24 protein-coding genes are annotated in these 26995 nt (G+C 67.0%); 13 read left to right on the top strand and 11 right to left on the bottom strand.

From position 1 onward, the window contains the following. The first annotated feature begins 42 nt into the window (after window positions 1-42). From Q5H91_RS13775 to Q5H91_RS13765, 3 genes are all read left to right on the top strand, one after another. Window positions 43-1578 (top strand): Do family serine endopeptidase, encoded by a 1536-nt coding sequence (locus Q5H91_RS13775; RefSeq protein ID WP_305174006.1) that lies wholly within the window; start codon window positions 43-45, stop codon window positions 1576-1578. 88 nt (window positions 1579-1666) lie between these two features. Continuing rightward, window positions 1667-3304, top strand: a complete 1638-nt coding sequence (locus Q5H91_RS13770) for a helicase HerA-like domain-containing protein (RefSeq protein ID WP_305174005.1) — start codon at window positions 1667-1669, stop codon at window positions 3302-3304. A 75-nt stretch (window positions 3305-3379) separates the two neighbouring features. Next, entirely contained in the window at window positions 3380-4615 is a 1236-nt protein-coding gene (locus tag Q5H91_RS13765) for a M20 metallopeptidase family protein (RefSeq protein ID WP_305174003.1), read from the top strand. 48 nt (window positions 4616-4663) lie between these two features. Here the strand turns inward: Q5H91_RS13765 and Q5H91_RS13760 are convergent, their stop codons facing one another. Next, entirely contained in the window at window positions 4664-5632 is a 969-nt protein-coding gene (locus Q5H91_RS13760) for an isopenicillin N synthase family dioxygenase (RefSeq protein WP_305174002.1), read from the bottom strand. A 95-nt stretch (window positions 5633-5727) separates the two neighbouring features. Here Q5H91_RS13760 and Q5H91_RS13755 point away from each other — a divergent pair, with 95 nt between their 5' ends. From Q5H91_RS13755 to Q5H91_RS13735, 5 genes are all read left to right on the top strand, one after another. Then, the gene (locus Q5H91_RS13755; protein ID WP_305174001.1) at window positions 5728-6957 is read left to right on the top strand and encodes a multidrug effflux MFS transporter; all 1230 of its coding nucleotides are present in this window, start codon (window positions 5728-5730) and stop codon (window positions 6955-6957) included. A gap of 227 nt (window positions 6958-7184) precedes the next feature. Further along, a complete protein-coding gene (locus tag Q5H91_RS13750) occupies window positions 7185-7526 on the top strand; it encodes a DNA primase (protein ID WP_305174000.1) in 342 nt (113 codons plus the stop codon). Further along, window positions 7523-8272 (top strand): MliC family protein, encoded by a 750-nt coding sequence (locus Q5H91_RS13745; protein ID WP_305173999.1) that lies wholly within the window; start codon window positions 7523-7525, stop codon window positions 8270-8272. Before Q5H91_RS13750 ends, Q5H91_RS13745 begins: the two co-directional genes overlap by 4 nt. 216 nt (window positions 8273-8488) lie before the next feature. Further along, the gene (locus tag Q5H91_RS13740) at window positions 8489-9124 is read left to right on the top strand and encodes an opacity protein (protein WP_305173998.1); all 636 of its coding nucleotides are present in this window, start codon (window positions 8489-8491) and stop codon (window positions 9122-9124) included. A gap of 125 nt (window positions 9125-9249) precedes the next feature. Then, complete coding sequence (locus tag Q5H91_RS13735) at window positions 9250-9588, top strand: HNH endonuclease family protein (RefSeq protein WP_305173997.1); 339 nt, start codon at window positions 9250-9252, stop codon at window positions 9586-9588. Between the two features lie 18 nt (window positions 9589-9606). Here Q5H91_RS13735 and Q5H91_RS13730 read toward each other — a convergent pair whose 3' ends face one another. The 4 genes from Q5H91_RS13730 to Q5H91_RS13715 are packed head-to-tail and all read right to left on the bottom strand — an operon-like array spanning window position 9607 to window position 13034. Beyond that, window positions 9607-10641: a hypothetical protein gene (locus Q5H91_RS13730; protein WP_305173996.1), complete on the bottom strand. Its 1035-nt coding sequence runs from the start codon at window positions 10639-10641 to the stop codon at window positions 9607-9609. After that, complete coding sequence (locus tag Q5H91_RS13725) at window positions 10638-11702, bottom strand: ribonucleotide-diphosphate reductase subunit beta (RefSeq protein ID WP_305173995.1); 1065 nt, start codon at window positions 11700-11702, stop codon at window positions 10638-10640. The genes Q5H91_RS13730 and Q5H91_RS13725 overlap by 4 nt, the downstream gene beginning before the upstream one ends. Before the next feature lie 22 nt (window positions 11703-11724). Next, a complete protein-coding gene (locus tag Q5H91_RS13720) occupies window positions 11725-12828 on the bottom strand; it encodes an acyltransferase family protein (protein WP_305173994.1) in 1104 nt (367 codons plus the stop codon). 2 nt (window positions 12829-12830) lie between these two features. Continuing rightward, window positions 12831-13034: a hypothetical protein gene (locus Q5H91_RS13715; protein ID WP_305173993.1), complete on the bottom strand. Its 204-nt coding sequence runs from the start codon at window positions 13032-13034 to the stop codon at window positions 12831-12833. Between the two features lie 53 nt (window positions 13035-13087). Here Q5H91_RS13715 and Q5H91_RS13710 point away from each other — a divergent pair, with 53 nt between their 5' ends. Continuing rightward, entirely contained in the window at window positions 13088-13339 is a 252-nt protein-coding gene (locus tag Q5H91_RS13710) for a DUF2171 domain-containing protein (protein WP_305173992.1), read from the top strand. A 308-nt stretch (window positions 13340-13647) separates the two neighbouring features. Here the strand turns inward: Q5H91_RS13710 and Q5H91_RS13705 are convergent, their stop codons facing one another. Together Q5H91_RS13705 and Q5H91_RS13700 are read right to left on the bottom strand one after the other, a co-directional pair. Further along, window positions 13648-15549, bottom strand: a complete 1902-nt coding sequence (locus Q5H91_RS13705) for a ribonucleoside-diphosphate reductase subunit alpha (RefSeq protein WP_370655268.1) — start codon at window positions 15547-15549, stop codon at window positions 13648-13650. Between the two features lie 376 nt (window positions 15550-15925). Next, a complete protein-coding gene (locus tag Q5H91_RS13700; RefSeq protein ID WP_305173990.1) occupies window positions 15926-18544 on the bottom strand; it encodes an EAL domain-containing protein in 2619 nt (872 codons plus the stop codon). Window positions 18545-18686: 142 nt separating this feature from the next. On the opposite strand from Q5H91_RS13700, the gene Q5H91_RS13695 reads away from it, so the two are divergent. After that, window positions 18687-20207, top strand: coding sequence for a fumarate hydratase (locus tag Q5H91_RS13695; RefSeq protein ID WP_305173989.1), 1521 nt, complete (start codon window positions 18687-18689; stop codon window positions 20205-20207). 66 nt (window positions 20208-20273) lie between these two features. On the opposite strand, the gene Q5H91_RS13690 is transcribed toward Q5H91_RS13695, so the two are convergent. Together Q5H91_RS13690 and Q5H91_RS13685 are read right to left on the bottom strand one after the other, a co-directional pair. Next, window positions 20274-21485, bottom strand: coding sequence for an ABC transporter permease (locus tag Q5H91_RS13690; protein WP_305173988.1), 1212 nt, complete (start codon window positions 21483-21485; stop codon window positions 20274-20276). Window positions 21486-21912: 427 nt separating this feature from the next. Next, a complete protein-coding gene (locus Q5H91_RS13685; RefSeq protein ID WP_305173987.1) occupies window positions 21913-22470 on the bottom strand; it encodes a hypothetical protein in 558 nt (185 codons plus the stop codon). A gap of 100 nt (window positions 22471-22570) precedes the next feature. Between Q5H91_RS13685 and Q5H91_RS13680 the strand changes: the two genes are divergently transcribed. Together Q5H91_RS13680 and Q5H91_RS13675 are read left to right on the top strand one after the other, a co-directional pair. Further along, window positions 22571-22942, top strand: a complete 372-nt coding sequence (locus tag Q5H91_RS13680) for a PRC-barrel domain-containing protein (RefSeq protein ID WP_305173986.1) — start codon at window positions 22571-22573, stop codon at window positions 22940-22942. A gap of 21 nt (window positions 22943-22963) precedes the next feature. Then, window positions 22964-23413 (top strand): DUF3597 domain-containing protein, encoded by a 450-nt coding sequence (locus Q5H91_RS13675; RefSeq protein WP_305173985.1) that lies wholly within the window; start codon window positions 22964-22966, stop codon window positions 23411-23413. A 24-nt stretch (window positions 23414-23437) separates the two neighbouring features. Here the strand turns inward: Q5H91_RS13675 and Q5H91_RS13670 are convergent, their stop codons facing one another. Together Q5H91_RS13670 and uvrB are read right to left on the bottom strand one after the other, a co-directional pair. Next, window positions 23438-23737, bottom strand: coding sequence for a hypothetical protein (locus Q5H91_RS13670; protein WP_305173984.1), 300 nt, complete (start codon window positions 23735-23737; stop codon window positions 23438-23440). 77 nt (window positions 23738-23814) lie between these two features. Beyond that, a complete protein-coding gene (uvrB, locus tag Q5H91_RS13665; RefSeq protein ID WP_305173983.1) occupies window positions 23815-26013 on the bottom strand; it encodes an excinuclease ABC subunit UvrB in 2199 nt (732 codons plus the stop codon). 136 nt (window positions 26014-26149) lie between these two features. On the opposite strand from uvrB, the gene Q5H91_RS13660 reads away from it, so the two are divergent. Then, window positions 26150-26968, top strand: coding sequence for a ferredoxin--NADP reductase (locus tag Q5H91_RS13660; RefSeq protein WP_305173982.1), 819 nt, complete (start codon window positions 26150-26152; stop codon window positions 26966-26968). Window positions 26969-26995 lie beyond the last annotated feature (27 nt).

Genomic DNA, 26995 nt, shown 5'->3' with positions numbered 1-26995 from the left:
GAACCGCCGGGTTCGAACGACGAACGAGAGGAATTGATACACGTGCGCTACGCCTACGCTATCACTGGTGCGCTTCTGCTTGGCGGGGCGACCGCGACGCTCGCGCTGCAGCCCACGTCCGCGCAGACCGCGCAGAACGAGCCGGGGACGATCCAGGCCGCTGCCCCGCGCCCGGGTGCGCCGATGAGCTTCGCCGACATGGTCGCCAAGCTGCAGCCGGCCGTCGTCAACATTTCGACCAAGCAGAGCATCCAGGCGCCGCGCCAGCAGGCGAACCCCTTTGCCGGCACGCCGTTCGAGAACTTCTTCGGCCAGATGCCGGGGCAGGGCGGCGGCCAGCCGCAGCGCCGCGAGGGTCAGTCGCTGGGCTCGGGCTTCATCATCTCGGCCGACGGCTATGTGGTGACCAACAACCATGTCGTCGCCCCGGCGCAGGGTGCGACGGTGGAGTCGATCACCGTCACGCTGCCCGACCGCAAGGAATATACCGCACGCCTGATCGGCCGTGACGAGGCGTCGGACCTCGCGCTGCTGAAGATCGACGCGAAGGACCTGCCTTACGTCAAGTTCGGCGACTCGGCCCGCGCCCGTGCCGGCGACTGGGTGGTGGCGATCGGCAACCCGTTCGGGCTGGGCGGCACGGTGACCGCCGGTATCGTCTCGGCGGTGCACCGCGTCACCGGCCAGGGCGGCGCCTATGACCGGTTCATCCAGACCGACGCCTCGATCAACCAGGGCAATTCCGGCGGCCCGATGTTCAACCTGAACGGCGACGTGATCGGCATCAACAGCCAGATCTTCTCGCAGTCGGGCGGCAATATCGGCATCGGCTTCGCCATCCCCGCCGAAGAGGCCAAGCCGATCATCGCCAAGCTGATGAGCGGCCAGAAGATCCAGCGCGGCTATCTGGGCGTGACGCTGGGCGGACCGGTCGACGACGATGCCGCCGCGGCGCTCGGCATCCCCAAGAACCAGGGCGAGCTGATCGCCGGCGTGACGCCGGACGGCCCGGCCGGCAAGGGCGGCCTGCGTCCCGGCGACGTCGTGACCAGGGTCAACGGCAAGCCGGTGACGCCCGACAACACGCTGTCCTACCTGGTCGCCAATGTGCAGCCGGGCGAGACCGCGAAGCTCGACGTGCTGCGCAATGGTCGTGCCCAGTCGCTGAACGTCACCGTCGCGGCTCGCCCCACCGACCAGCAGCTCGCGGCGCTGACCGGACAGGGAGACAATTTCGGTGACGACAGCTCCGACGACACGCCCGGCGCCGCGGTGCCGGCGGCCAGCCCGCTCGGCCTGACCGTCCAGCCGCTGACCCCGCAGATCGCGCGACAGGTCGGTGTCGACTCGACGGTACAGGGTGTTGTCGTCGCGCAGGTCGATCCGGCGAGCGATGCCGGCAGCAAGCTGCGCCGCGGCGACGTCGTGTCGGCGATCAACGGCACGCCGGTGCGGACCGCTGCAGAGGTCGCCTCGATCGTCCAGGCCGCCAAGGCCGCGGGACGTCCGCAGGTGCTGATGCTGGTGCAGCGCGGCCGGGGCAACCCGACCTTCGTGCCGGTGCGCGTGAAGAGCTGACCGGTCGTTGAGGTGACCGAAAAGGGGCATCGCTTCATCCGAAGCGGTGCCCCTTTTCTTTTGGCAGGCGACGCCTAAAACCCGGCGGATGACCGACGCTATCTTCATCGGGCTCGGCGGCGGCAAGCCGCAGGCGATCGAGCTCCGCCGCGCCAACCGTCACGGGCTGATCGCGGGGGCGACCGGCACCGGCAAGACGGTGACGTTGCAGGGGATCGTCGAGGGCTTCTCGGCGGCAGGCGTGCCCAGCTTCGTGTCCGACGTGAAGGGCGACCTGTCGGGGCTCGCCATGGCGGGGTCGCCGATGGGCAAGATGCACGCGACCTTCGCGGCCCGCGCGGCAGAGGTGGGCGAAACCGACTGGGCATATCGCGATAATCCGGTGCAGTTCTGGGACCTGTTCGGCGAGCAGGGGCATCCGGTGCGCGCCACGGTCAGCGAGATGGGGCCGCTGCTCCTCGCCCGACTTATGGCGCTGAACGAGGTGCAGGAGGGGGTGCTGACCATCGCCTTCCACCTCGCCGACAAGGAGGGGCTGCTGCTCCTCGACCTGGACGACCTCCAGGCGCTGCTCGCTCACTGCGCGGAGCGGGCGGACGAGCTGACCACGACATACGGCAACGTCTCGAAACAGTCGGTCGGCGCGATCCAGCGTTCGCTGCTCCAGCTGCGCAGTCAGGGCGGCGAGCATTTCTTCGGCGAGCCGGCGCTGGAACTGGCCGACATGATCCGCACCGACGATAGCGGGCGCGGCATCGTCAACGTCCTGGCCGCCGACAAGCTGATGGCCAGCCCCAAGCTCTACGCCACCTTCCTGCTGTGGCTGCTGAGCGAGCTGTTCGAGCAGCTGCCCGAGGTCGGCGACCCCGACAAGCCGGTCATGGCCTTCTTCTTCGACGAGGCGCACCTGCTGTTCAGCGAGGCGCCCGACGCGCTGCTGGAGAAGATCGAGCAGGTCGTGCGGCTGATCCGGTCGAAGGGGGTGGGCGTCTATTTCATCACCCAGAACCCGCTCGACATTCCCGACAAGGTGGCGGGGCAGCTCGGCAACCGGGTGCAGCACGCGCTGCGCGCCTTCACCCCGCGCGACCAGGCGGCGGTGCGCGCGGCGGCGGAGACGTTCCGCGCCAATCCGGGCGTCGATGTCGCGACCGCCATCACCGAGCTGAAGGTCGGCGAGGCGCTGGTCTCGTTGCTCCAGCCCGACGGTGCGCCGTCGCCGGTCGAGCGGACGCTCATCAAGCCGCCGCAGAGCCGCGTCGGTCCGGTGACGCCCGAGGAGCGCAGGACGCTGATCCAGACCGACGCGGTCGGCGACAAGTACGACACCGCGGTCGATCGCGAGTCGGCCGAGGAGATCCTGGCCGCCAAGACGCAGGAGGCCGCCGCCGCTGCGGCCGCCGCCCGGGCGAGCGACGATGCCGAAAAGGCCGCCGCCTTGAAGGCGAAGGACGATGCCCGCGCGGCGAAGGAGGCCGCGCGCGCCCAGGCCGCGCAGGCTAAAGTCGACGCACAGGCACAGCGTGCCGCCGAGCGCGAGCAGGCCAACTCGCCGTGGAGCAAGGCGATGACCTCCGCCACCCGCGCCGCCAGTTCCTCGATCGGCCGACAGGTCGCCAACGAGATCGGCAAGCAGGTGTTCGGCGCCGGCTCGCGGCGCTCGTCCTCGGGTGGCGGGCTGGTCGGCACGGTGCTGCGCAGCGTGCTCGGCAACCTGATGCGATAGGACGCGGCTCGACATCCCGGCGCGGGAGGCGCACATCGCGTCCGAAGGCCCAAGTGGGTGTAAAGGAGCGAAAACATGTCCCTCGATCTCGGCACGCCCGACTGGTCCGGCAGTGACTGGTCCGATGCGGTGGGCAGCGTGCTCGACGACACGGTCGCACTCCGCCGGGCGATCCATGCCGAGCCGGAGATCGGGCTTCACTGTCCGATGACCACCGCCAAGATCAAGGCGGCGCTCGCCGGCCTGCCGCTGGAGTTCCGCGAGGGGCCGTCGACGACCGGGCTGATCGCCATCCTGCGCGGGCAATCGGGCGACAATGGCCGCACGGTGCTGCTGCGTGGCGACATGGACGCGCTGCCGATGCAGGAGGAGACCGGGCTGCCCTTCGCCAGCACGATCGCCGGGCGCATGCATGCCTGCGGCCACGACTCGCACACCGCGATGCTGGTCGGTGCGGCCAAGGCGCTGTGCGCGCGGGCGGAGACGTTGCCGGGCACCGTCGTCTTCATGTTCCAGCCGGGCGAGGAGGGATATCACGGCGCCCGCTTCATGCTGGATGACGGGCTGCTCGCCGATCCGGCGCCCGATGTTGCCTTTGCGCTCCACATCTCCCCCAACATGCCATCAGGCGTAGTAGTAACCCGCCCCGGCCCACTACTCGCGTCGGCGGAGACGATCCACGCGCGCATCCATGGTCGCGGCGGCCATGCGGCGATGCCGCACGAGAATATCGATCCGACCCCGATCGCCTGCGAGATCGTGCTGGCGCTGCAGAGCTTCATCGCGCGGCGTATCCCGGTGCAGGATCCGGCGGTGCTGTCGGTCACCTCTCTCCATGCCGGCGGGACGGCGCACAACATCATCCCCGACACCGCCGAACTGCTCGGCACGCTGCGCACCCTGTCGGAGGAGACGCGGACGGCGATGCACGGCGCGTTCAAGCGGATCGTCGAGCATGTCGCGGCGGCGCACGGGGCGACCGGGGAGGCTTGGATTGATGTCGGTTATCCGGTCACGATGAACGATCCGCGCGCCGCCGCGATGTTCCGCCGCACCGCCATCGACCTTGGCGGCGAGGGCGCGTACCAGATGATGAAGGCGCCGATGATGGGGGGCGAGGACTTCGCCTATGTCCTGCGCGAGATCCCCGGCGCGATGGCCTTCATCGGCGCGGCGCCCGCCGGCAGCGACCCGGCGAGCAACCCGCCGCTCCATAATACCCGCATGACCATCGACGAGAGCGTGATGGCCAAGGGGATCGCGCTCCACTGCGCGATGGCGACCGGGTTCCTGGAGCGCGGGTTCGACTGAACGCGCCGTACCCGCACCCCAGCCTGGCCTGGGGTGCGGGGGTGGAACCTACTTCTTCACCAGCCCGATCTCGACCAGCCGCTCGTGCAAATAGTCATGCGCGGTGATCGGGGTCGGATAGCGGTTGGCGTTCTCCGCGGTGACCGTCTGCGGCAGCGTCTCGATCAGGAAATCGGGCGCGGGGTGGAGGAAGAAGGGCATCGAGTAGCGCGAGTGACCGCGCCGCTCGGGCGGCGGGTTGACGACGCGGTGGGTGGTCGACGGCAGGACGTGGTTGGTCAGCCGCTGGAGCATGTCGCCGACGTTCACGACCATCGCGCCCTCGGGCGGCTTGATCGCCAGCCAGCGGCCACTGGCCCGGTCGAGCAGCTCCAGCCCCGCCTCTTCGGCGCCGAGGAGCAGGGTGATGAGGTTGATGTCCTCGTGCGCGCCGGCCCGCACGCCTTCCGCGTCGGCGGGAATGGGCGGATAGTGGAGCAGGCGCAGCACGCTGTTGCCGTCGCGGACCGCCGGGTCGAACCAGTGGGACGCCAGCCCCAGATAGCGCGCGATCGCCGACAGCAGCCGGTCACCGGCCCGATCGAAGGCGGCGAACAGCTCGACGAAGGTGTCGCGGAACCCCTCCGGCCGGGTCGGCCAGACATTGGGCGACATCTGTTCGGCGAAGCGGTGCCCCTGCGGCAGTTCGCGGCCGACGTGCCAGAACTCCTTCAGGTCGACCGCGGAGGCGCCCTTGGCGATCTCGGTTTTGAACGGAGTGTAGCCGCGTGCGCCGCCGCCACCGGGGACGTGATAGCCGCGCTTCTCCTCCTCGGGCAGCGCGAACAGCGCCTGCGTCTCGGCCCAGGCGCGGTCGATCAGCGGCTGCGGCACGCCATGGTCGGCAACGATCGCGAAACCGAAGCGCTGGAAGGACTGGCCGAACGCGGCGGCGAACCCTTCCGGATCGTTGTCCTGCTGCGCCAGGCTCAGCGTCGGTACGTCTGCGGTGTCGGGGGTCTGGGGGGTAGCGAGCATCACCGTCTATCCTGTTGAATACGTCGTCATACCGCCTGCGCCGGAGCGATGATAGGGTGACGGCGGGACGCGCGCGCGGGTAAGGGCGGCGCATCATGACAGACGCGGACCACCCGACGCCGGACCTGCCCGGCGCACCGATCGGCTTCGTCGAGTTCGTGTGCCTGGTCGCGGCGCTCATGGCGCTGGGGGCACTGGGCACCGACGCGATGCTGCCGGCGCTGCCCGCGATCGGCGAGGCGCTGGGCGTCGCGGACGAGAACCGGCGGCAGTTCGTCGTCTCCGCCTTCCTGGGCGGGTTCGGCATCGCGCACCTGATCCACGGGCCGCTGGTCGACCGGTTCGGACGGCGGCGAGTGCTGTTATGGGCAATCGGCGCCTATGTCGTGGCGAGCGTGCTGGCGGCGGTGTCGGCCAGCTTCACCCTGCTGCTGGCCGCGCGCGTCGCCGGCGGCGCGACGGTGGCGGCGACGCGGATCGCGACGGTGGCACTGGTGCGCGACTGCTACCACGGCCGGGCCATGGCGCGGGTGATGTCGATCGCGTTCATGGTGTTCATGGTCGTGCCGATCCTGGCGCCCAGCGTCGGGCAGCTGGTGCTGGTGTTCGGCGACTGGCGGACGATCTTCTGGGTGATCGCGGGTACCGCCGCGGCGCTGCTCGCCTGGATCGCGGTGCGCCTGCCCGAGACGCTGCGGCCGGAGGCGGTGCTGCCGATCGCGCCGGCGCGGATCGTCGCGGGCTGGCGCATCGCACTGACCGACCGGCTGTCGCTGGGCTACACGCTGGCGTCGACGATGCTGATGGGCGGGCTGTACGGGTATCTGAACTCGATCCAGCAGATCATGTTCGACATCTTCCAGCGGCCGCACCTGCTGGCCGCGGTGTTCGCCGGTACGGCGGCGACGATGGCGGCGGCGAACCTGCTCAATGCGCGAATCGTCATGCGGCTGGGGACGCGACGGATCGCGCACAGCGCGGTCGTCGGCATGATCGCGGTCGCCGGGCTGCACCTGACACTGGCGGCGAGCGGGCGCGACGGGCTGGTCGTCTTCGCGGTGTTGCAGGCGCTGACCATGGCATGTTTCGGCCTGGCGACCTCCAACTTCTCGGCCATGGCGATGGAGAATATGGGCGCGATCGCCGGCACCGCCTCCAGCGTGCAGGGGTTCCTGAGCATCACCGCCGGCGTTGCGATCGGGGCGGTGATCGGGTTGGCATTCGACGGGACGACGATGCCGATGGTCGGCGGCTTCCTGGTGGTCGGCATCCTGTCGCTGGGTGCGGTCGCCCTGACCGAGCGAGGGCGGCTGTTCGGCCGCTGAGAGTCCGTTTGAAAACTCGCGTAAAGAGCGAGTTTGGAGGCTGCGCCGGCCCGCTCCCCCCAACCCGCCCCCCATCGAGGATACGGTGTGGGAGGCAAGGTGGGGGAGCGGGCCGACGCCGCAAAATGAGCCTTCAGCGCATTTTCAACCAGGCGCTAAGCCGCGAGGCGGCGGAACCCGAGCGCCCCGCCTGCCGTTCGCGCCCTGACAATAGAGGAGTGCGCGCGATGGGTGGTCATCAGGTGCCGGGCATGGGTTCGGGCGACGACGGATATGACGAGGAAGGCTATGACGAAAGCCAGCGCGCCGAGATACTCGAGGCGACGCGCAACGGCCCCAGCGACGGGCTGGTCCTGACCGATCTCGACCCCGATCTGGGCGACGACGACGCGGAGGACGAGGCGATCGACGACCTCGACATGGACAGCGAGGAGGTCGGCGAGACCGACGCCAGCGTCACCATGGACGAAGACGACATGGACGAGGACGACGTCCAGGACGATTTCGACGCTGGCGAGGTGGACGAGGACGAACTCGACGATCCCGACGACGTCGCCCTCCGGCCGTGAGGGCGGCCGCGGCGCTGGGGCTGGGCCTGCTGGCCGGCTGTTCCCAGCCCGCGGCGCTCGATCGCAACGCCGCCGCGCCGTCTGCCATGCCGACCGGGACGTCGTCGGCGCGAACACCTGCCAAGCCGCTCGATCCGACCTCGCCCGCAGCGGCCGGGCTGGTGGCGCGCCGGTTCCTGACCAGCGCGGTGGCGGGCGACAAGGCCGCGGCGCTGCGCGAGTGGCGCGGCGATCCGGCAAGCGAGCAGGCCGCGCTTTCCGCCATCACAACCTATGGCGCGGCACCGGTCCGGGTCGGGCGACCGGGCGACGAGGATGCGGGGATGGGACAGCGCTATGTCACCGTGCCGTTCCGCATCGGCGACACCGCCGGCACGCTGGTGATCCACCGCGTGGCCGAGGGGGTCGAGTCCGACGATCCCCATGCGCACCAGTGGCGGGTGCGCTCGATCGACCTGCCGCCATCGGCGGCAGCCGGAATGGCGCGGGTGGTCGCGGCAGGGCAGGTGCCGGCCGAGACATCTGCGACCTATCAGTGCGACGGCGGAGCCGTGCTGACGGTCCGCTTCGACAACCGCGCCGACACTGCGACGCTCGCCATGAAGGGGCAGTCGGTGACACTGGCCGGACAGCGCGCCGCGTCCGGCATCTGGTACGCAGGCGCGGGCTATGACCTGCGCGGCAAAGGTCGGAACGCGCGCCTGGCGGCGCCCAATGGTTTGGCCAAGGATTGTGTCGCCCGTTGAAATCGTTGCACCGCAGCGCCGTCTTTGTGCCCGAATCTTGCCTGCATTCATTCAGCAAAACGACAGAAACCGTGGCGTTCCGGCCACAGGATGAAGTTTGTGATGGTTAAACGCTGCTGCGGTGCAACCATCGCGACGCTGGCGACTTCTGCGTGGCCTGGATCGGGCGGCTCGCCGTCACAATCCGACCGTTGAAGCAGATCAAGGTAACATCCTATGCGTAAGATCCTCCTCGCCGCCGCAGCCCTGACCACCGTCGCCGTCGCAGCGCCGGCCATGGCGCAGGACAGCTATCCGGCCGACACCGCCGCCACGACGGACGCTCCCGCCACGACCACGACCGGCGCCCCCGACGGCACCGGCGCGTTCGGGTTCGAGCCCTACGTCGCCGTGATGGGCGGCTGGGAAGGGTTCGACCGCAACCCCGGCCACGGCATCCCCTCCACCCCGATCGGCGGCAGCAAGCTGCAGGGCGGCACCGTGACCGGCATCGTCGGCGCGAACGTTCCGCTCGGCCCGGTGTTCGTCGGCGCCGAGGGTGAAGTGACCAAGGGCGTCGACGGCGCGATCGACTGGGGCTACGGCGCCGCCGGCCGCTTCGGCTTCCGCGCCGGCGAGAGCGGCCTGTTCTACGGCAAGGTCGGCTATCGCTGGGTCAATTTCGACCGCTATGGCCCGAACAGCCCGGACTTCCACGCCGTCACTTACGGCGTCGGTGCAGAGGTCGGTCCGAAGGACATCGGCCTGGGCGGCCTGACCGGCAACTCGGGCGTGCGCCTGCGCTTCGAGGTGTCGACCTTCGGCGACGCGAAGAGCTTCCGTCCGCAGGCCGGCCTGGTTGCGCACTTCTAAGCTGCGCCTAACCTGACGACCGGATGGGGCGGGGTGGCCGATGGGCCGCCCCGCCCTTTTCCTTGTGTATCACACTGATGGCGAAAGGGCTTTCGTGGCTCGTCCGCCTACCCATATCGGCCTGGATGACGGGTCGGGTGAAGCGCAAGGCGGGACTGGCAGCGGCGGCCGCGCGGGCCGAGGCTGCCGCCGCGCCGCCGCAGGTATGCGCCCTGTGCGAGCGGCCGCTAGGCCGGCGGGTCGAGTGGCACCATCTGGTGCCCAAGAGCGAGGGCGGTCGCGTTACCGCACCGGTACACCCGATCTGCCACCGCACGATCCACGCGACCCTGCCCAATGCCGAGCTGGCGCGGATCTATGCGGAGGTCGAGGTGCTGCGCGCACACCCGGCGATCGCGCGGTTCCTGCGCTGGGTGGCGGACAAGCCGGCGGACTTTTCGGTGCCGGTGCGGCGGGGGCGGTGAGTGGTAGAAAAGCTGGCCTTATAGCTTTACAAAGCTTGGCTTCGGACTGATGATCTTGGGAGCAAGTTGCTTTATGTGCAACCAGTCTGGAGCGTTTACGCCAACGAGGCGGTTGTCTATGCCAATCAAATCCTGCTGTGCTGCTGCGTCCAACGCGTTCTCTATTTCAAGAACCTTCGCTCCCTCAAATTTCATCATTTGGTCTAGCAGTCTTTGAGCTTTTGCGCTTGGTTTAATCCAATATGGAGGAGGGTTTTGCTTACCTATAGCAACCATTGCTCTCATAACGGCATGGTAAGCGTCATTAAACATTCCCATGAAGCCATTTGGATCAGAAAGGCTTGCGATCCACAGTCCAGTCTTTGAGTCATACTGAATGCCGGCGCGATTCCCAACGTGGGTTGACTCAGGTACAATGCCGATGCGCAGTCCTCTACCGCCTTCGAGATGAGAAAAGTTGCTCTTGATAGTCGCAGCTAAGTTCCGACTATCCGATACGGTGCTTAGAAATACGTCGGTCTTCCAGATTTGTCGGATACGTTCGGGCAGTATCGGTTCGGCAGCTTTACCCTGCGCAGCTGTTGGGATGTGGCGGGCAAACTGAAATGGCCTTCCACTTCCTTGCGCAAGTAAAAATGCCTGATCTCCGCCCGCCTCATCTACCATAGCTTCAAGAAAACCGAGATATTTTGCTCTCTCTTGACCAAACATAAGAGAAGTAGGTGCTTCATCTCGCATAGTTGGTGCTGCGCGCTTCATAGCTCGATGCACCAACTCTGTTACAGTTGGTTCGCCTCCTACCAGAGCCTCATGTACAGCCCATTCAAAACCATCGCCACGCATGCCTTTGTCTAAGTCAACGCGCGCGATTTTTGCAAGCTGTCGAAGATTTACATCGGATAATGGTGTATTTAAATCGGTTAAATCCTCAGCGGATAGCGAGTCAATTAACGCTCTAAGTACAGAGCGGGCAACTGCATATAGGGCTCGCCCGTAGTCATCTATTGGAGCTTTTTGTTCAATAAATGTGACTATAGGGCGTAACTTGCTCATTCCGCCGCCACCCCAGCCCGTGAGAACATGTCCGCCATGCCGCCCGTGATCCCCAGATCCTCGTTCGCCGGCTTCGTCACCTTCGCCTTCTGGCGCTTGTCGAACGAGTCCCAGACGTCGTTCCACTGGCCCTTCGTCGCGGCCTTCGAATATTCGGTGGCGCGGGTCTCGAAGAAGTTGGCGTGCTCGACGCCGTTCAGCATCGGGGCGAGCCAGGGCAGGGGATGCTCGTCGATCATGTAGATCGGCTTCAGGCCCAGCTGGCCCATCCGCCAGTCGGCGATGAAGCGGATATACTTCTTGATCTCCTTGGCGGTCATGCCGTTCACCGGCCCCATCTCGAAGGCGAGGTCGATGAAATTGTCCTCCAGCCGGATCGTCGTCTGGCAGACATCGGCGATGTCGTCCTTCACCGCCTTGGTCAGGCACTGGCGCTCCTGGCAGAAGGTGTGGAACATCTTGATGATGCCCTCGCAGTGCAGGGACTCGTCGCGGATCGACCAGGTGACGATCTGGCCCATGCCCTTCATCTTGTTGAAGCGCGGGAAGTTCATCAGCATCGCGAAGCTGGCGAACAGCTGCACGCCCTCGGTGAAGCCGCCGAACATGGCGAGCGTGCGGGCGATGTCCTCGTCGCTGTCGACGCCGAAGTTCTGCATGTAATCATGCTTCTCCTTCATCTCGGCATATTCGAGGAAGGCGCCATACTCGCTCTCGGGCATGCCGATCGTGTCGAGCAGGTGGCTGTAGGCGGCGATGTGGACCGTCTCCATGTTGCTGAAGGCGGTCAGCATCATCTTGATCTCGGTCGGCTTGAACACGCGGCCGTATTTCTCGTGGTAGCAGTCCTGCACCTCGACATCGGCCTGGGTGAAGAAGCGGAAGATTTGGGTGAGCAGGTTGCGCTCGTGATCGGTCAGCTTCTGCGCCCAGTCGCGGCAATCTTCGCCCAGCGGCACCTCTTCGGGGAGCCAGTGGAGCTGCTGCTGACGCTTCCAGAACTCGAACGCCCAAGGGTATTCGAACGGCTTGTACTGCTTGGACGCTTGGAGGAGAGACATGGGATTACTCCGGTGAACTGCTTCAATAGCCGAGGAAATGAAGGATGGTGCCGCCGGCCAGTCCGATGGCGACCAGCAGGTAGGCGAGGATGGTGCAGGCTCGCCCGCGCGCTGGCGTGTACCAGCTGTTGCGATGGAGCATGACGTTGCGGTCGATCAGCCACCACAGGACAATCGCGACGGCGACGCTACCGGTATAGGTCATCAGCAAGCTGCCAAGCCGAGGTACGATCAGATAGCGCTTCAGCACCGCGTTAACGGCAAATCCCCCAACCCACTGGTGTAAGTAGAGCGGATAGGAAATGCCGCCAAAGAAGATGCTTACTCGATTGCGTCGACCCGGTGTCGTCAATGTAAGTACGGCCGCTATGGAAAACAGGGCGCGGAACGGCTGCACGTTCCACTGCCACGAGCAGGCCATGAACAGCAAGGCCGCCAGTGCCGAGATCCACCGTGCTCGCGCGCTCCCGATCAGGGCGCCACCGCGGTTCAGCACCGCCGCCGCCACGCCGAACGCGATCGGTGTGAACATCGATTGCATGATCGTCAGGACCAGCGCCACGGCGATCCAGGCGCCGATCGATTTACCCCATCGCGTGAAGATCATCAGAAGCGGGGCGGCGAGGTAGAATTGTTCCTCGACCGAGATGCTCCAGAAATGATTTCCGGTGCCCTGCAGAGGCATTTCCTGCAGAGCGCGGGGGAAGACTGTGAAGGTGTAGTGCGTGAACGTGACGTCGTAGAACAGGTATTTGAACCAATTGCCGTCGATGCCCCGCGCAACTGCGGCCACCCCGTACAACAGGAGGATGGCGGTGAAATACGGTGCCCAAATCCGCGTCGACCGATTGAAGAAGAAGCGTGGCAGGTCCGAACGGTCGCTCTTGAGCAGGATGCCGCCGATCAGCCAGCCGCTGAGGGCGAGGAATACGGACACCGCCAGGCCCGCATCGAGCGGGTGAGGCATCCACACACCCGAATGATCCAGCAGGACGATTGAGGCCAAGACATAGCGCAGCCAGTCGAGCAGCGGATATGCGTCGAGCTTGGCCGCCTCCGGATTACCGGTCGCCTTGTCGCTGCCAAGATAAGTCGCGACATCCCGATTGGTCAGAGTGCCAGTCATTCCTACTCCGTTAGGCTCCACTGCCACATCGCGGTCGCCGACATCGCCAGCACGATCGCGGCGGAGGCGGCCATGATGCCGACCATGCGATAGGCATAGACCTGACGCTCGGTAACGCGCGGGCTGCGCAGGCGAAGGAGCATCAGCAGCCCCGCCACGCCGAGCACCGCGGCGACCAGATACATGATGGCGACGCCATATGTCATGCGACCAACTCCTGTCCCGTGCGTTCGGTGGCCGGACTTACAGGAGAATGACGATGGTCGACGCCACCCAGATCAAGGAACATGCCGAAGTCATCGGCGCGGACGGCGTGCATGTCGGCACCGTCGACCATGTCGACGGCGACCGCATCAAGCTGACCAAGACCGACTCGCCCTCGACCGAGGACGGGCAGGGGCAGAAGCACCATTACCTGCCGCTCGGCCTGGTCGCCGAGGTCGAGGGTGACACGGTGCGGCTGTCCGCGACCGGGCAGAACGCGGTGGACCTGTTCGAAGAGGCGGAGTGAGGTGTAGGCGCGCCCGGATCGCGCAAGCGATCCGGGATGTGCCACGGTTTCCAAAGGGGCGGTGCCGGTCATGCGGTGCCGCCCCTTTCTTTTCAGCTTTCCTCTCACCCTTCGACGTCCGCAGCACTCGCTCCCTTTTCCGCAGGGAGCGACCGGGAGCCGTACAGGCTGCGAAGATGTTGGGATGATCGCTTCGTTCATCGTCGTCGCCCGTTTCCGCCACGCCGTCAGACGGGATGGCTGCGCCACCCCGCTACCCGCCGTGGCAAGTCTTCGGATCGCTCAGGCGATCCGAAGCCGCCCGCGCCTCACTGACACGCCAGGCACTCGTCGTAATCCGTGCTTTCCAGCTCGTATTTCGGCTTTTCCAACGTGTTGTCGTTCTCGACCCCGCCGGCGAAGCCGGCGCGCTGCACCGACTTGGAGCGGAGATAATAGAGCGACTTGATGCCCAGTTCCCACGCGCGGAAGTGGAGCATCAGCAGGTCCCACTTCTCGACGTCGGCCGGGATGAACAGGTTCAGCGACTGCGCCTGGTCGATATAGGGCGTGCGGTCGCCGGCCAGTTCCAGCAGCCAGCGCTGGTCGATCTCGAAGCTGGTCTTGTAGCAGTCCTTCTCGTCCTGGCTGAGGAAGTCGAGATGCTGGACCGAGCCGCCCTGTTCCAGGATCGAGTTCCACACCGCGTCGCTGTTCTTGGACTTCTCGATCAGGATCTTTTCCAGATACGGGTTCTTGACCGAGAAGCTGCCCGACAGCGTCTTGTGGGTATAGATATTGGCCGGGATCGGCTCGATACAGGCGCTGGTGCCGCCGCAGATGATGCTGATCGACGCAGTCGGCGCGATCGCCATCTTGCAGCTGAACCGCTCCATCACGCCGACGTCGGCGGCGTCGGGGCAGGGGCCGCGCTCGACCGCCAGCTGCATCGACGCTTCGTTCACCTGCGCGTTGATGTGCTTGAAGATGCGCAGGTTCCACGACTTGGCCATCGCCCCCTCGAACGGCAGGCCGCGCGCCTGGAGGAAGGAGTGGAAGCCCATGACGCCCAGGCCCACCGACCGCTCGCGCCCCGCCGAATAGGCGGCGCGCTCCATGCCGGGTTCGTGCCGGTCGATATAGTCCTGCAGGACATTGTCGAGGAAGCGCATCACGTCCTCGATGAACTGCCTGTCGTCCTTCCACTGGTCCCACGTCTCGAGGTTGAGCGAGGACAGGCAGCAGACCGCGGTGCGATCATTGCCCAGATGATCGCGGCCGGTCGGCAGCGTGATCTCCGAACACAGGTTCGAGGTCGATACCTTCAGCCCCAGATCGCGATGATGCTTGGGCATGGTCGAGTTCACATGATCGGCGAAGACGATGTACGGCTCGCCGGTCGCCAGCCGGGTCTCGACCAGCTTCTGGAACAGTGCGCGCGCATCGACCTTGCCGCGCTCAGACTGGTCCTTGGGGCTGCGCAGGATCCACTCCTGCCCGTCGCGCACCGCTTCCATGAACGCGTCGGGGATGAGGACGCCGTGGTGCAGGTTCAGCGCTTTGCGGTTGAAGTCGCCCGAGGGTTTGCGGATCTCGAGGAACTCTTCGATCTCCGGGTGCGAGATGTCGAGATAGCAGGCGGCCGAGCCGCGACGCAGCGACCCCTGGCTGATCGCCAGCGTCAGCGAGTCCATCACGCGCACGAAGGGGATGATGCCGCTGGTCTTGCCGTTCAGGCCCACCGGCTCGCCGATGCCGCGGACATTGCCCCAATAGGTACCGATGCCGCCGCCGCGCGACGCCAGCCAGACATTCTCGTTCCAGGTGTCGACGATGCCGTTCAGGCTGTCGGGCACCGAATTGAGGTAGCAGCTGATCGGCAGGCCGCGCCCGGTGCCGCCGTTCGACAGCACCGGCGTCGCCGGCATGAACCACAGCCGGCTGATATAGTCGTAGATGCGCTGCGCATGCGCGGCATCGTCGGCATAGGCCGATGCGACGCGGACGAACAGGTCCTGATAGCTTTCGCCCGGCAGCAGGTAGCGGTCGTTCAGCGTTTCCTTGCCGAAATCGGTGAGGAGCGCGTCGCGCGAGTGATCCACGTCTAGCGCATAGGGCTGCGGCGCGACCGACTTGCTGTCGAGCGCGGCGGGCTTTGTGGCCGGGCTTCCGGTCGTCTCGGGGGCGGTTTCGATCGTCTCGGTCGTCATGCCATCGTTCCTGAAATCCATCGCCGAAAGGCTCCTGCCGTTCCCAGTTCGTTCGAATCGGGCTCCCGGTCGGTTTAGCACGCAACAGGCTGCGCGTGCAGAACAAACGGAGGCCATCGGTGATGCGTCGCAACACGCATGCACCGGCGACTTGTCAACGAACACACTATCTATTGGGTTCGTTGCCGACCCCTGACCCTACTGATTGTGCAATCGGCCGGATGGGGCAAGTGCCTATTTGCAGCGGCAGCGATGATCGCCGTCCGACACGGGGCAGCGAAGCGGCGCGACGCACGCTTCGCCGCCGCTTCTGCGGATCGCAAGAGAACGTAGAAGGAACGCGAAATAAAAAGCCGGCGGATGGATGCCCGCCGTGCCGCTCGGCCGGCTGCGCCGCTTACCCGGCGCGGCGGTTCGTCCGGACGCCGGACGACGCGGCGACGGTGGCGACGTCGATCGCTTCGGCGAAGTGAAGACCGGCGCGGCCGCCCTGGGCCCAGCGGACCTGGGCGGCAATCATGCGGTCCTCGACCAGCTCGATCAGCAGGTCCAGCCCGACCGATCGCGCGTCCAGCTTCGTCCCGTCAATCATCGCTCCGGTCGCGGAGATGTCGCGGATGCGGACATCGCCTTCGCGGCCGCGGGCGACGATCCGGGCCGAGCGGAGCATGCGGGTGCGCGGCGCGCGGCTGACCTTGAAACCGATCGGCCGGGCGTGAAGCTCGCCCCCATCGAGCCGGCCGGCGATATGCTCGGCACGGGTGGGGCGGCCATAGACATAGCCCTGGATGTGGCTGCACCCCAGTTCGCGGACCAGGTCGATCTCGTCCTGCACCTCGACGCCTTCGGCGGTGGTTTCCATCCCCAGCGTCTCGGCGAGGGTGACGATTGCCTTGATGATCGCGGCGTTGCGGTTGCCGGGCTGGGCGATGCCGCGGACGAAGGACTGGTCGATCTTGATCTTGTCGAACGGTGCCGAGCGCAGATAGCCAAGCGAGGAATAGCCGGTGCCGAAATCGTCGAGCGCCAGCCGCACGCCCAGCCCCTTCAGTGCGCGGAACATCTGGTCGGTGGCGGTGCTGTCGTTCAGGAAGACGCCTTCGGTGATCTCCAGCTCCAGCCGGTCGGGTGCGAGCCCGGCATGGGCGAGTGCGCTGGCGACGATGCCGGGCAGCTGCGGATTGGCGAACTGCACCGGCGAGACGTTGACCGCGACGCGGACGGAGCCGGGCCAGCGCGCGGCCTCCTCGCAGGCGGTACGCAGGACCCACTCGCCCAGCGCCTCGATCAGTCCGCACTCCTCGGCGACCGGCACGAAATCGGCCGGGGATACCAGGCCGCGGACCGGGTGTTCCCAGCGCACCAGCGCCTCGTAGCCGACGATGCGCGCGTCGGCGGTGCCGACCACCGGCTGATAGCAGAGGTGGAAATCGCCGGCACCCAGCGCGGTGCGCAGGTCGTCTTCCAGCTGCTGGCGGTGCTTGGCGCCGGCCAGCATTTCCTCGGCATAGAATCGGTGGACGCCGCGGCCGTCGCCCTTGGCGGCATAGAGGGCGAGGTCGGCGTTGCGGATCAGCGTCTCGGCATCCTCGCCGTGCTGGGGCGCGATGGCGATGCCGATCGAGCAGCCGATGCTGACCTGGGTACCGGTGATGAGATAGGGCTGGGACAGCGCGTCGATCAGCGCGCGGGCGAGCGTTGCCAGCCCCTCGCGCCCGTCGGTGCCGGGCAGCAGCACCTGGAACTCGTCGCCGCCCAGCCGCCCGACCAGCCCCGCCTCGCCGACCACGCGCTGGAGGCGCTGGGCGACCATCTTCAGCAGCGCGTCGCCGGCCTGGTGGCCCAGCGTGTCGTTGACCGCCTTGAACCGGTCGAGGTCCATCAGGAACAGGCTGGCCGGGCGATGCTGGCCGGCGGCCTGCGCCAGGGTCTTGTCGAGCGAGAGCCGCATCCGCTGGCGGTTGGCGAGCCCGGTGAGCCCGTCGAACAGGGCGAGGCGGGTGATCTCCGCCTCGGACTTGCGCTTCTCGGTCAGGTCGGCGCCCGAGCCGATAAAGCCTTGGAATCGGCCGAGGCTGTCGACGACCGGCCGGCCCGAGATGGACCACCAGCGCGCGCCCTCCCGATCGGCGGCGGCGCAGACCGAATAGTCGGAGAAGGAGGTGCGTGACGACAGGTGGAAGGCGAGCGTGCGCTCCGTTCCCGGCGCAGCGGAGTCCATGCGGAAGATATCGGTCAGCAGCCGGCCGATCGGGGTGGCGTCGGCGGCGGCGATCTCGTCGGCGACCTTTGCGGACAGATAGATGACGCGGCCGTGGCGGTCCGCCTCCCAGAACCAGCCGGTGCCCTGCCCCTCGAACTCTGCCATCATCTTGACGGCGTGGCGGCCCTCGTCGGCGCGCTCGGCCAGGGCCAGGCTGGCGGCGCGGTCGAGATGCGCGAGCCGGAGCGTGGCGAGGCCGAGCGCGCCGAGCAAGACCGTCGCCTCCAGGATCACCAGGGGCGCGCTGACCAGCACCGCCATCGCCGCGACCAGCCCGACGCCGAAGCTGAGGATCGCTGCACGGACCGAATGGACCGCCAGCCCCGACAGGCCGGTCGCACCGGCGAGCATCACCGTGGCGCCCAGCTGGATGCCGTTCGGCGGCGCGTCGGCGGTGCTCCAGATCAGCGGCAGCAGCGCCGCAGCCGTCGCCGCGGAGGCGATCGCCAGCAGCTGCGCGCGGCGATGCGGCGGCCAGCCGAACAGCGGCGCGCGTACCAGCAGCATCGTCGCGATCGAGGCGATCGCCAGCAGCCCGCCCAGCCAGATCGTCAGCGCCGCGCCGCGCGTGGCGATCGCGGCGGCGATCACCGCCACCAGCTGCACGCCGGCGGCCATCGGCCAGGCGGCGGCGACCTGCGCGAGGTGGTCGAGCGACTGGCCCGTGGCGTCCTGGCGATCCTCGGTAATACCCAGCAGCATCGCCAGGGTGGGACGATCTTGCTCGACGGAGGTGCGGGTGCGTAGGTACATGGTGCGGAGGCTTAGCGGGCGGTGATTTACGATCGCGCCAGCGAGTCTGGTGAATGTCGCGTTAGGGTCCGTTTCGGATTGATCCAGGCGAGCGTCGCACGGGCGTTGCGTTAAGATTGGGGCTGGCGCAAAGCGTCCCGCCATGACCACGATCATCCGCGACACCGACCTGATCGAGAGCGTCGCCGACGCGCTCCAGTTCATCAGCTACTATCACCCGATGGATTATATCCGCGCACTCGGCGAAGCGTACGAGGCCGAGCAGAGTCCGGCGGCCAAGGACGCGATCGCGCAGATCCTGACCAACAGCCGGATGTGCGCCGAGGGGCACCGGCCGATCTGCCAGGATACCGGCATCGTCACCGTCTTCGTCAAATGGGGGCAGGATTGTCGCCTGTCGGGCGACCGCTCGCTGCAGGAGGTCGTCGACGAGGGGGTGCGCCGCGCCTATCTGCACCCCGAGAACAAGCTGCGCGCCTCGATCCTGGCCGACCCGGCCTTCACCCGCCGCAACACCCGCGACAACACGCCCTCTGTCCTGCACGTCGAGATGGTGCCCGGTGCGAAGGTCACGGTCGACGTCGCGGCCAAGGGCGGCGGGTCGGAGAACAAGTCCAAGTTCAAGATGATGAACCCGTCGGACTCGATCGTCGACTGGGTGTTGGAGACGGTGCCGCAGATGGGCGCCGGCTGGTGCCCGCCCGGCATGCTGGGCATCGGCATCGGGGGCACCGCGGAGAAGGCGATGCTGCTCGCCAAGGAATCGCTGATGGGCGCGATCGACATGGGGCAGCTGAAGGCGCGCGGGCCCCGGACCGACGTCGAGGCGCTGCGCATCGAGCTGTTCGACAAGGTCAATGCGCTGGGCATCGGTGCGCAGGGGCTGGGCGGCCTGTCGACCATCCTCGACGTCAAGATCCTCGACTGGCCGACGCATGCCGCGTCGAAGCCGGTGGCGATGATCCCGAACTGCGCCGCGACCCGCCACGCGCATTTCACCCTCGACGGCTCGGGACCGGTCTATCTGGAAGCGCCCAAGCTGGCCGAGTGGCCGCAGGTCGACTGGAAGCCCGACGTGGCGGCCAAGCGCGTCGACCTCGACACGCTGACGCCGGAAGTGGTGCAGAGCTGGAAGCATGGCGACCGGCTGCTGCTGAACGGCAAGATGCTGACCGGGCGCGACGCCGCGCACAAGCGGATCGCCGACATGCTGGCGAAGGGCGAGGAGCTGCCGGTCAGCTTCCGCGGTCGGGTGATCTACTATGTCGGCCCGGTCGATCCGGTGGGCGAGGAGGTGGTCGGCCCGGCCGGTCCCACCACCGCGACGCGGATGGACAAGTTCACCCGGATGATGCTCGATCAGGGGCTGCTGGCAATGGTCGGCAAGGCCGAGCGCGGGCCGGCGGCGACCGACGCGATTCGCGAGGCCAGGAGCGCCTACCTGATGGCAGTCGGTGGCGCCGCCTATCTGGTCGCGCGTGCGATCAAGGGATCGAAGGTCGTCGGCTTCGAGGATCTGGGCATGGAGGCGATCTACGAGTTCGAGGTCGCCGATTTCCCGGTGACGGTCGCCGTTGATGCCGAGGGGCAGAACGTCCACACGCTCGCCCCGCTGGTCTGGCGGGAGAAGATCGCGAGAGAGGGGCTGCTCCAGCCGGCGTGATCGCCGTCTCTTGAGCTGCGCAGGCGGGTACCGAACCGGTCGCGTCGTGCGTATGTTTTCCCGTGTTCAGCCGTAGCGGAGCAGCGCGGCCGGATCGATCCGCGCGGCGCTGCGGGCGGGCAGTAGCGCCGCAAGTAGCGCGCCTGCCGTCACGGCGACGAGGATGGTTGCGATCGCGCCCGGCGAGATGGTCAGCGGCAGGTCGAGAAAGGCGTCATATTCCGGTGATCCGGCCAGCCACGGCCGCAGTGCTGCGGTGAGCGGGTCCTTTGCCGCTTTCAGTCCCAGGCCGATGATTAGCCCTGCGATCTCGCCGACTATGCCGATCGTGGCGCCGACCGCGACAAAGATGCGGGCCACCGAGCCGGCGGTCGCGCCCATGGTGCGGATGATGGCGATCTCGCGCGCCTTGAAGCGTACCAGCATTCCCAGCGACGACAGGATGTTGGCCAGCGCGATCATCGTGACCACGGAAATGATCGCGGTCATGGCCATCCGCTCCTGCGCAAGCGCGCCGACGAGGGCGGCGTTCAACTCCCGCCAGTCGCGGACCCGGATGCCTTGGCCGAGTTCCGCGCGCAGCCGGACGGCAAGCGGCACCGCCGCCTGCTCGTCATGGGCGGTGACGTCGATCCGCGAGGCGACGTCGCCTCGGGAGAAAAGGCGCTGGACGTCGGCCATCGGCAGGATGACCCGCTTGTCGTCCAGATCGGAATTGTCGGTGCGATAAATGCCGGCGATCGTCAGCGCGCTGTTCTGTACCTGCAACGTGCCTTCGGCATCGACCGAGGCCGAGGTGACCGTCAGCGGTTCGCCGGCGACGACGCCGAGCCGCTCGGCCAAGCCGATGCCGATCGCTACGTTGCCGCGCGCCGTGGGCAAATGGCCGGCGAGTAGCGTGCCCCGCTGTGCGAAGGCGGGGAGGCGCGCGATGTCGGCGGAGCGGAGGCCGTGCAGCATCGCCGGTTGCACCCGCCCGGCGACGGTGACCAGTCCGGCCTGCGCCAGCACCGGCGTGGCGCGGACGACCCCCGGCGTGGCCGCGATGCGGCGGGTAAGGTCGCGCCAGTCGGGCAAATCGTGACCGACCCGGGTCACCGCCAGATGGCCGTCGACCGAGCCGATCTGGCCAGCGAGCCGCGCTTCTGCGCCGTTCATGAAGCTGACCACCAAAATCAGTGCCGCGACACCGATCGTAACCCCGGCACACCCGATGGCGGCTACCAGCAGCATCAGCCGCCCGCCTGGCCCCGGCAACAGATACCGACGCGCGAGCATGCGTTCATGCGCCGTCAGCACCGAAGCATTCTCCCCCGATTGCAGCCAGATCGCCCGGCCCGGAAATGAGAAGAGGTTGCCGGGCGTCTCCCGACGACCCGACAACCCCTAAACATGGTCAGCGGCCGGAGAGCTCCAGCCCGGGAGACCATGAGGCCTCTTCGATCCCGGCCACGTCGTTGATTGGGGGAGGATACCCCCCGACGCCGCCGATCCGGATCTTAGAAGCCGATCCCCCGAACGAACTGAACCGACCCCACTGCTGAACCATGAGACATCGGATCACCTCCTTTCGCTTGTTGATAGCCAAGATGCCGCCGTGACCGGCGACATCTGCAATGTGTGCGATCGGGACGGTGCTTACAAGGCTTGTATTGCATGCGATTTCGGACGAGCATCACCGCCCCTCGACCGACCGCATCGTCCGTCAGCGGCAATCCTCGATCACCCGGCCGACCTCTGCCCAGGCAGGCAATACCAGCGGCGGGCGGCTTGCCTGTTCCAGCACGAAGGTGCCGCGGCTGAACGCCATCGCGTCGAGCAGCCGGTCGTCGGCGGGCAGCGTCGCGTCCAGCATGACGAGCGGCGCGGCGTCGGCCGGCGCGCGGGCCTGGACCGGCAGCGCGCGGACGGTGCTGGTCGTGCGGATGGTGAGCGCGGTCGCGACCGCCGGCGAGGGGCGGGTCAGGACGATACGCCGTGCGGCCCGGTCGCACGAGAGGGTCGCGAGCGGCTGGCCGTCGGCCCCGGCATAGCGGGCGATCCCGCCGCCGGGCAGCGGAGTGTAGCGCCAGTCGCCCGGCGTCCGCGGCCAGTCGCGCCAGTCCGCCGCCAGCGGCGCGGGCGGGGGCAGCGCGACCGCGGTCGAGCTCGGCGCGGGAGTGGGCACCGGGGGCGGCGTGACCTGGGGGACGCAGCCGGCCAGGATCAGCGCCAGGGCGGCGATCGTCGGGCGGGTGGCGGGGCGGGGCGGGAGGGCGGACATGGTGCTCGCTTAGGGTGTCGGGCCACCCGCCTCAACCCGCCAGCGCGATGGAACCGGCGGGCTGCATCGCCGGTTCGACGGACAGCAACGGGAGCAACGAATGTCCACCGATCAAGCGCCGACCCAGATCCTTGCCCAGTCCAACGTCGCCCATACCGTAAAGGTCGAGAGCCGCGACGGCGACATCGTCGGGTCGGTCTATTCCTTCATGGTGCACAAGCGGTCGGGCCGGGTGACGCACGCGGTACTGTCGCTGGGCGGGTTCCTGGGCATGGGCAAGAGCTTCTATCCCGTGCCCTTCTCGCTGTTGCAGTTCGATCCGGTGCGCGACCTGTATGTCATCACGGTCGATCGCCGCCTGCTGGAAGGCGGGCCGAGCTGGTCGAACAACGCGCCGGTCTTCGATCAGGCCTATGCCGACCGGGTGGCGAGCTACTACGGCGCCGCGGGCGAGGATCTGACGGCGGGCTGACCGCGATTTCTGGAGAGAGACATGAGCATCTTCGGCAAGATCAAATCCGCCATCTTCGGCGAGAACGGTCCGCTAGGCGGCCAGTTCGGCGGCGGTGCCAAGCCTGCACCCGCGTCTCCACCGCCGGCGGCCCATCCGCCGACCACCGCCAATGAAACGCCAGCCCCGCCCGCGCCGCCGCCCGCCGCCTCCGTGCCTGCTGCGGCTCAACCGGTAGACGTCGAGCAGGTGTTGACCGACATCGCCCAGCGCAAGGGCAACCCCGACCTGAACTGGCGCACCTCGATCGTCGATCTGATGAAGCTGCTCGACCTCGACTCCTCGCTCGACAACCGCAAGGAATTGGCGACCGAACTCGGCTATTCGGGTGCCAAGGACGGATCGGCCGAGATGAACATCTGGCTCCACAAGGCCGTGATGCGCGAGCTGGAGAAGAATGGCGGCACGGTGCCGGCGGGGTTGAAGGATTGACGCCGCGCCCTCGCCGCCCGGCCATTATCGGCGGCGGGCGGCGAGGGCCAGCGTCAGCAGCAGCGCGACGGCCAGCGCGATGACGGCCGCGAACCACCCGACGATGACCGCGAAGCTCGCTCCTCCGCCCGGATCGAGCCGCGTGTCGCAATAGACGACATAAACCCAGCCCACCGCCAGAATCGCCGCCGTGACGGACCAGACCGAAGTGCGGCGTGAGGGTGCCAGACTGGCAACGATCAGGGGCAGCGCGATCGGCCCGGCGATGAAGGCCAGTTGCATCGGCAGCGTGGCGGCATTCCTGTAATATCCACACGCGATCATGATCGCGGCCGTCGAGACGGCCGCCGCGGCCAGACTCGTTCCTACGGCCGCCGCGCGCGATCCGAGTAGGTTCGGCATCACCGCCCGCCGCGTCGACCGCCCATTCGCATCTTGCTCTCCTTGCCGTAGCGGGTCTTGCGCGTGCCCGGCTTGCCCTCGTTCGAGCGGCCCATGATCGGCGCCTTGTGCTGCTCGACCGGCAGGCCGAGTTCCTCGTTTTCCAGCTGACGGATCTCGTCGCGCAGTCGGCCGGCCTCCTCGAATTCCAGGTCGGCGGCGGCCTTGCGCATCTTCTTCTCGAGATCCTCGATATAGGCGCGCAGGTTGTGGCCGACCATGTGCGGGCGCTGGTCGTCGATCTCGACCGTCACCTGATCCTTCGACGCGACGTGCGCGATGATGTCGCCGATGTTGCGGCGGATCGTGGTCGGGGTGATGCCGTGCTCGGTATTGTACGCCTCCTGCTTCTCGCGGCGGCGCGCCGTCTCGTTCATCGCCCGCTCCATCGAGCCGGTGATGCGGTCGGCGTAGAGGATGACACGCCCGTCGACGTTGCGCGCGGCGCGGCCGATCGTCTGGATCAGCGAGGTTTCGGAGCGGAGAAAGCCTTCCTTGTCCGCGTCGAGGATCGCGACCAGCCCGCACTCGGGAATGTCGAGCCCCTCGCGCAGCAGGTTGATGCCGATCAGCACGTCGTAGACGCCCAGCCGCAGGTCGCGGATCAGCTCGATACGCTCCAGCGTCTCGACGTCGGAATGCATGTAGCGGACCTTGATCCCCGCCTCGTGCATATATTCGGTCAGATCCTCCGCCATCCGCTTGGTCAGCGTGGTGACGAGGGTGCGATAGCCCGCCTCGGTCGTCTTGCGGCACTCGACGATCAGGTCCTGCACCTGCTCCTCGACCGGCTTGATCTCGACCGGCGGGTCGATCAGGCCGGTGGGGCGGATCACCTGCTCGGCGAAGACGCCGCCGGTCTGCTCCATCTCCCACCCGCCCGGCGTCGCCGAGACGCAGACGGTCTGCGGGCGCATCGCATCCCACTCGTTGAAGCGCAGCGGCCGGTTGTCGATCGCGGACGGCAGGCGAAAGCCATATTCGGCCAGCGTGATCTTGCGGCGGTGATCGCCGCGCGACATGCCGTTGATCTGGCCGATCGTCTGGTGGCTCTCGTCGACGAAGAGCAGCGCGTTCTCTGGCAGGTACTCGAACAGGGTGGGCGGCGGCTCGCCGGGCAGGCGACCGGTCAGGAAGCGGCTGTAATTCTCGATGCCGTTGCAGCTGCCGGTGGCGTGGATCATCTCCAGGTCGAAATTGGTGCGCTGTTCCAGCCGCTGATGCTCGATCAGCTTGCCCTCCGCCTCCAGCTCCTTCAGCCGCTCGGTCAGTTCGTGGCGGATCGCCTCGGTCGCCTGCTTCATCGTCGGACCCGGCGTGACATAGTGCGAGTTGGCATAGACGCGGACGCTGTTCAGGCTGGCGACCTTGCTGCCGGTCAGCGGATCGAATTCGACGATATCCTCGATCTCGTCGCCGAAGAACGAGATACGCCAGGCCGAATCCTCGTAGTGCGAGGGGAAGAGTTCGAGATTGTCGCCGCGCACGCGAAAATTGCCGCGGACGAAGGCGGCGTCGTTGCGCTTGTATTGCAGCGCGACCAGCTTGCGCACGATCTCGCGCTGGTCGACGGTCTGGCCCTTCTTCAGGTCGAAGATCATCGCCGAATAGGTCTCGACCGAGCCGATGCCATAGAGGCACGATACCGAAGCGACGATGATGACGTCGTCGCGCTCCAGGAGCGACCGGGTGGCGGAGTGGCGCATCCGGTCGATCGCCTCGTTGATCGAGGATTCCTTCTCGATGTACGTGTCCGACCGGGGCACATACGCCTCTGGCTGGTAATAGTCGTAATAGCTGACGAAATACTCGACCGCGTTGTTGGGGAAGAACGACTTGAACTCGCCGTACAGCTGCGCGGCCAGGATCTTGTTGGGGGCGAGGATCAGGGCGGGCCGCTGCATCTCCTCGATCACCCGGGCCATGGTGAAGGTCTTGCCCGAGCCGGTGACGCCGAGCAGCACCTGATCCTTCTCGCCGGCCTTCGCCGTGGCGACCAGTTCCGCGATCGCGGTCGGCTGATCGCCCGAAGCGGTATATTCGCTGACCAGCTCGAACCGCTTGCCGCCCTCGACCTTGGGCGGGCGGGCCGGGCGATGGGGGACGAAGGACTCGCCGGTTTCCGGCTCGGCGAGGTTGGTGCGGATCTGGATGGCCATGGGCGCGAATATGGGGAACGGGGGCGGAACAGGCAACGTGCGGCCACCTGCCTTATCGCCCCCAAGCAGACCTATGGTTGACCCCCCGTCACCCGGAACTTACTGCGCGCCATTCGCAAGAAAGCTGTCGGAACCCATGACTGTCACGACCGAAACCCGCGCGCCCGCGCTGCTGCCCGATAATCCGGCCTTCCTGACCGCCAAGGTGCTGTGGGTGCGGCACTGGAACGAGCATCTGTTCTCGTTCGCCATCGAGCGGCCGGCGAGCTTCCGCTTCCGCTCGGGCGAGTTCGTGATGATCGGGCTGGCGGGCGAGAAGAAGCCGCTGGTCCGCGCCTATTCGATCGCGTCGCCCCACTACGCGGAGGAGCTGGAATTCCTGTCGATCAAGGTACAGGACGGCCCGCTGACCAGCCGGTTGCAGCTGATCCAGCCGGGCGACGACATCTATCTGGGCAAGAAGCCGACCGGCACGCTGGTGCTCGACGCGCTGCTCGGCGGCAAGCGGCTGTTCATGCTGTCGACCGGCACCGGCCTGGCGCCGTTCCTGTCGCTGATGCGCGATCCGGACGTCTATAGCGCGTATGACGATGTGATCGTGGTGCACAGCGTGCGACGGGTCAGCGACCTCGCCTATCACGACGAGATGGACGGCCGGCTGGCCGAGGACCCGCTGGTCGCGGATGAGGCGGGCGCGCAGTTCCACTATGTCCCGACCGTGACGCGCGAGCCGTTCCGCAACACGGCGCGGATCGGCGCGCTGATCGACGACGGTACGTTGTTCAGCGGGCTGACCGGCACGGCTGCGCTCGATCCGGAGACCGACCGGGTGATGCTGTGCGGCTCGACCGAGATGATCCGCGACTTCGCGCAGCTGCTGGAGGCGAAAGGGTTCGTCGAAGGATCGAACGCCAATCCTGGCACCTTCGTGATCGAGCGCGCCTTCGTCGGCTGATCGTCGTTCCTTCTCGTGCGCACCGGT

Origin of the sequence: Sphingomonas aurea (assembly GCF_030678875.1) — a bacterium.
GTDB lineage: Bacteria > Pseudomonadota > Alphaproteobacteria > Sphingomonadales > Sphingomonadaceae > Sphingomonas > Sphingomonas aurea.
Note: the sequence above shows the minus strand (reverse complement) of the source record. Positions and strands in the feature narration are given on the sequence as shown.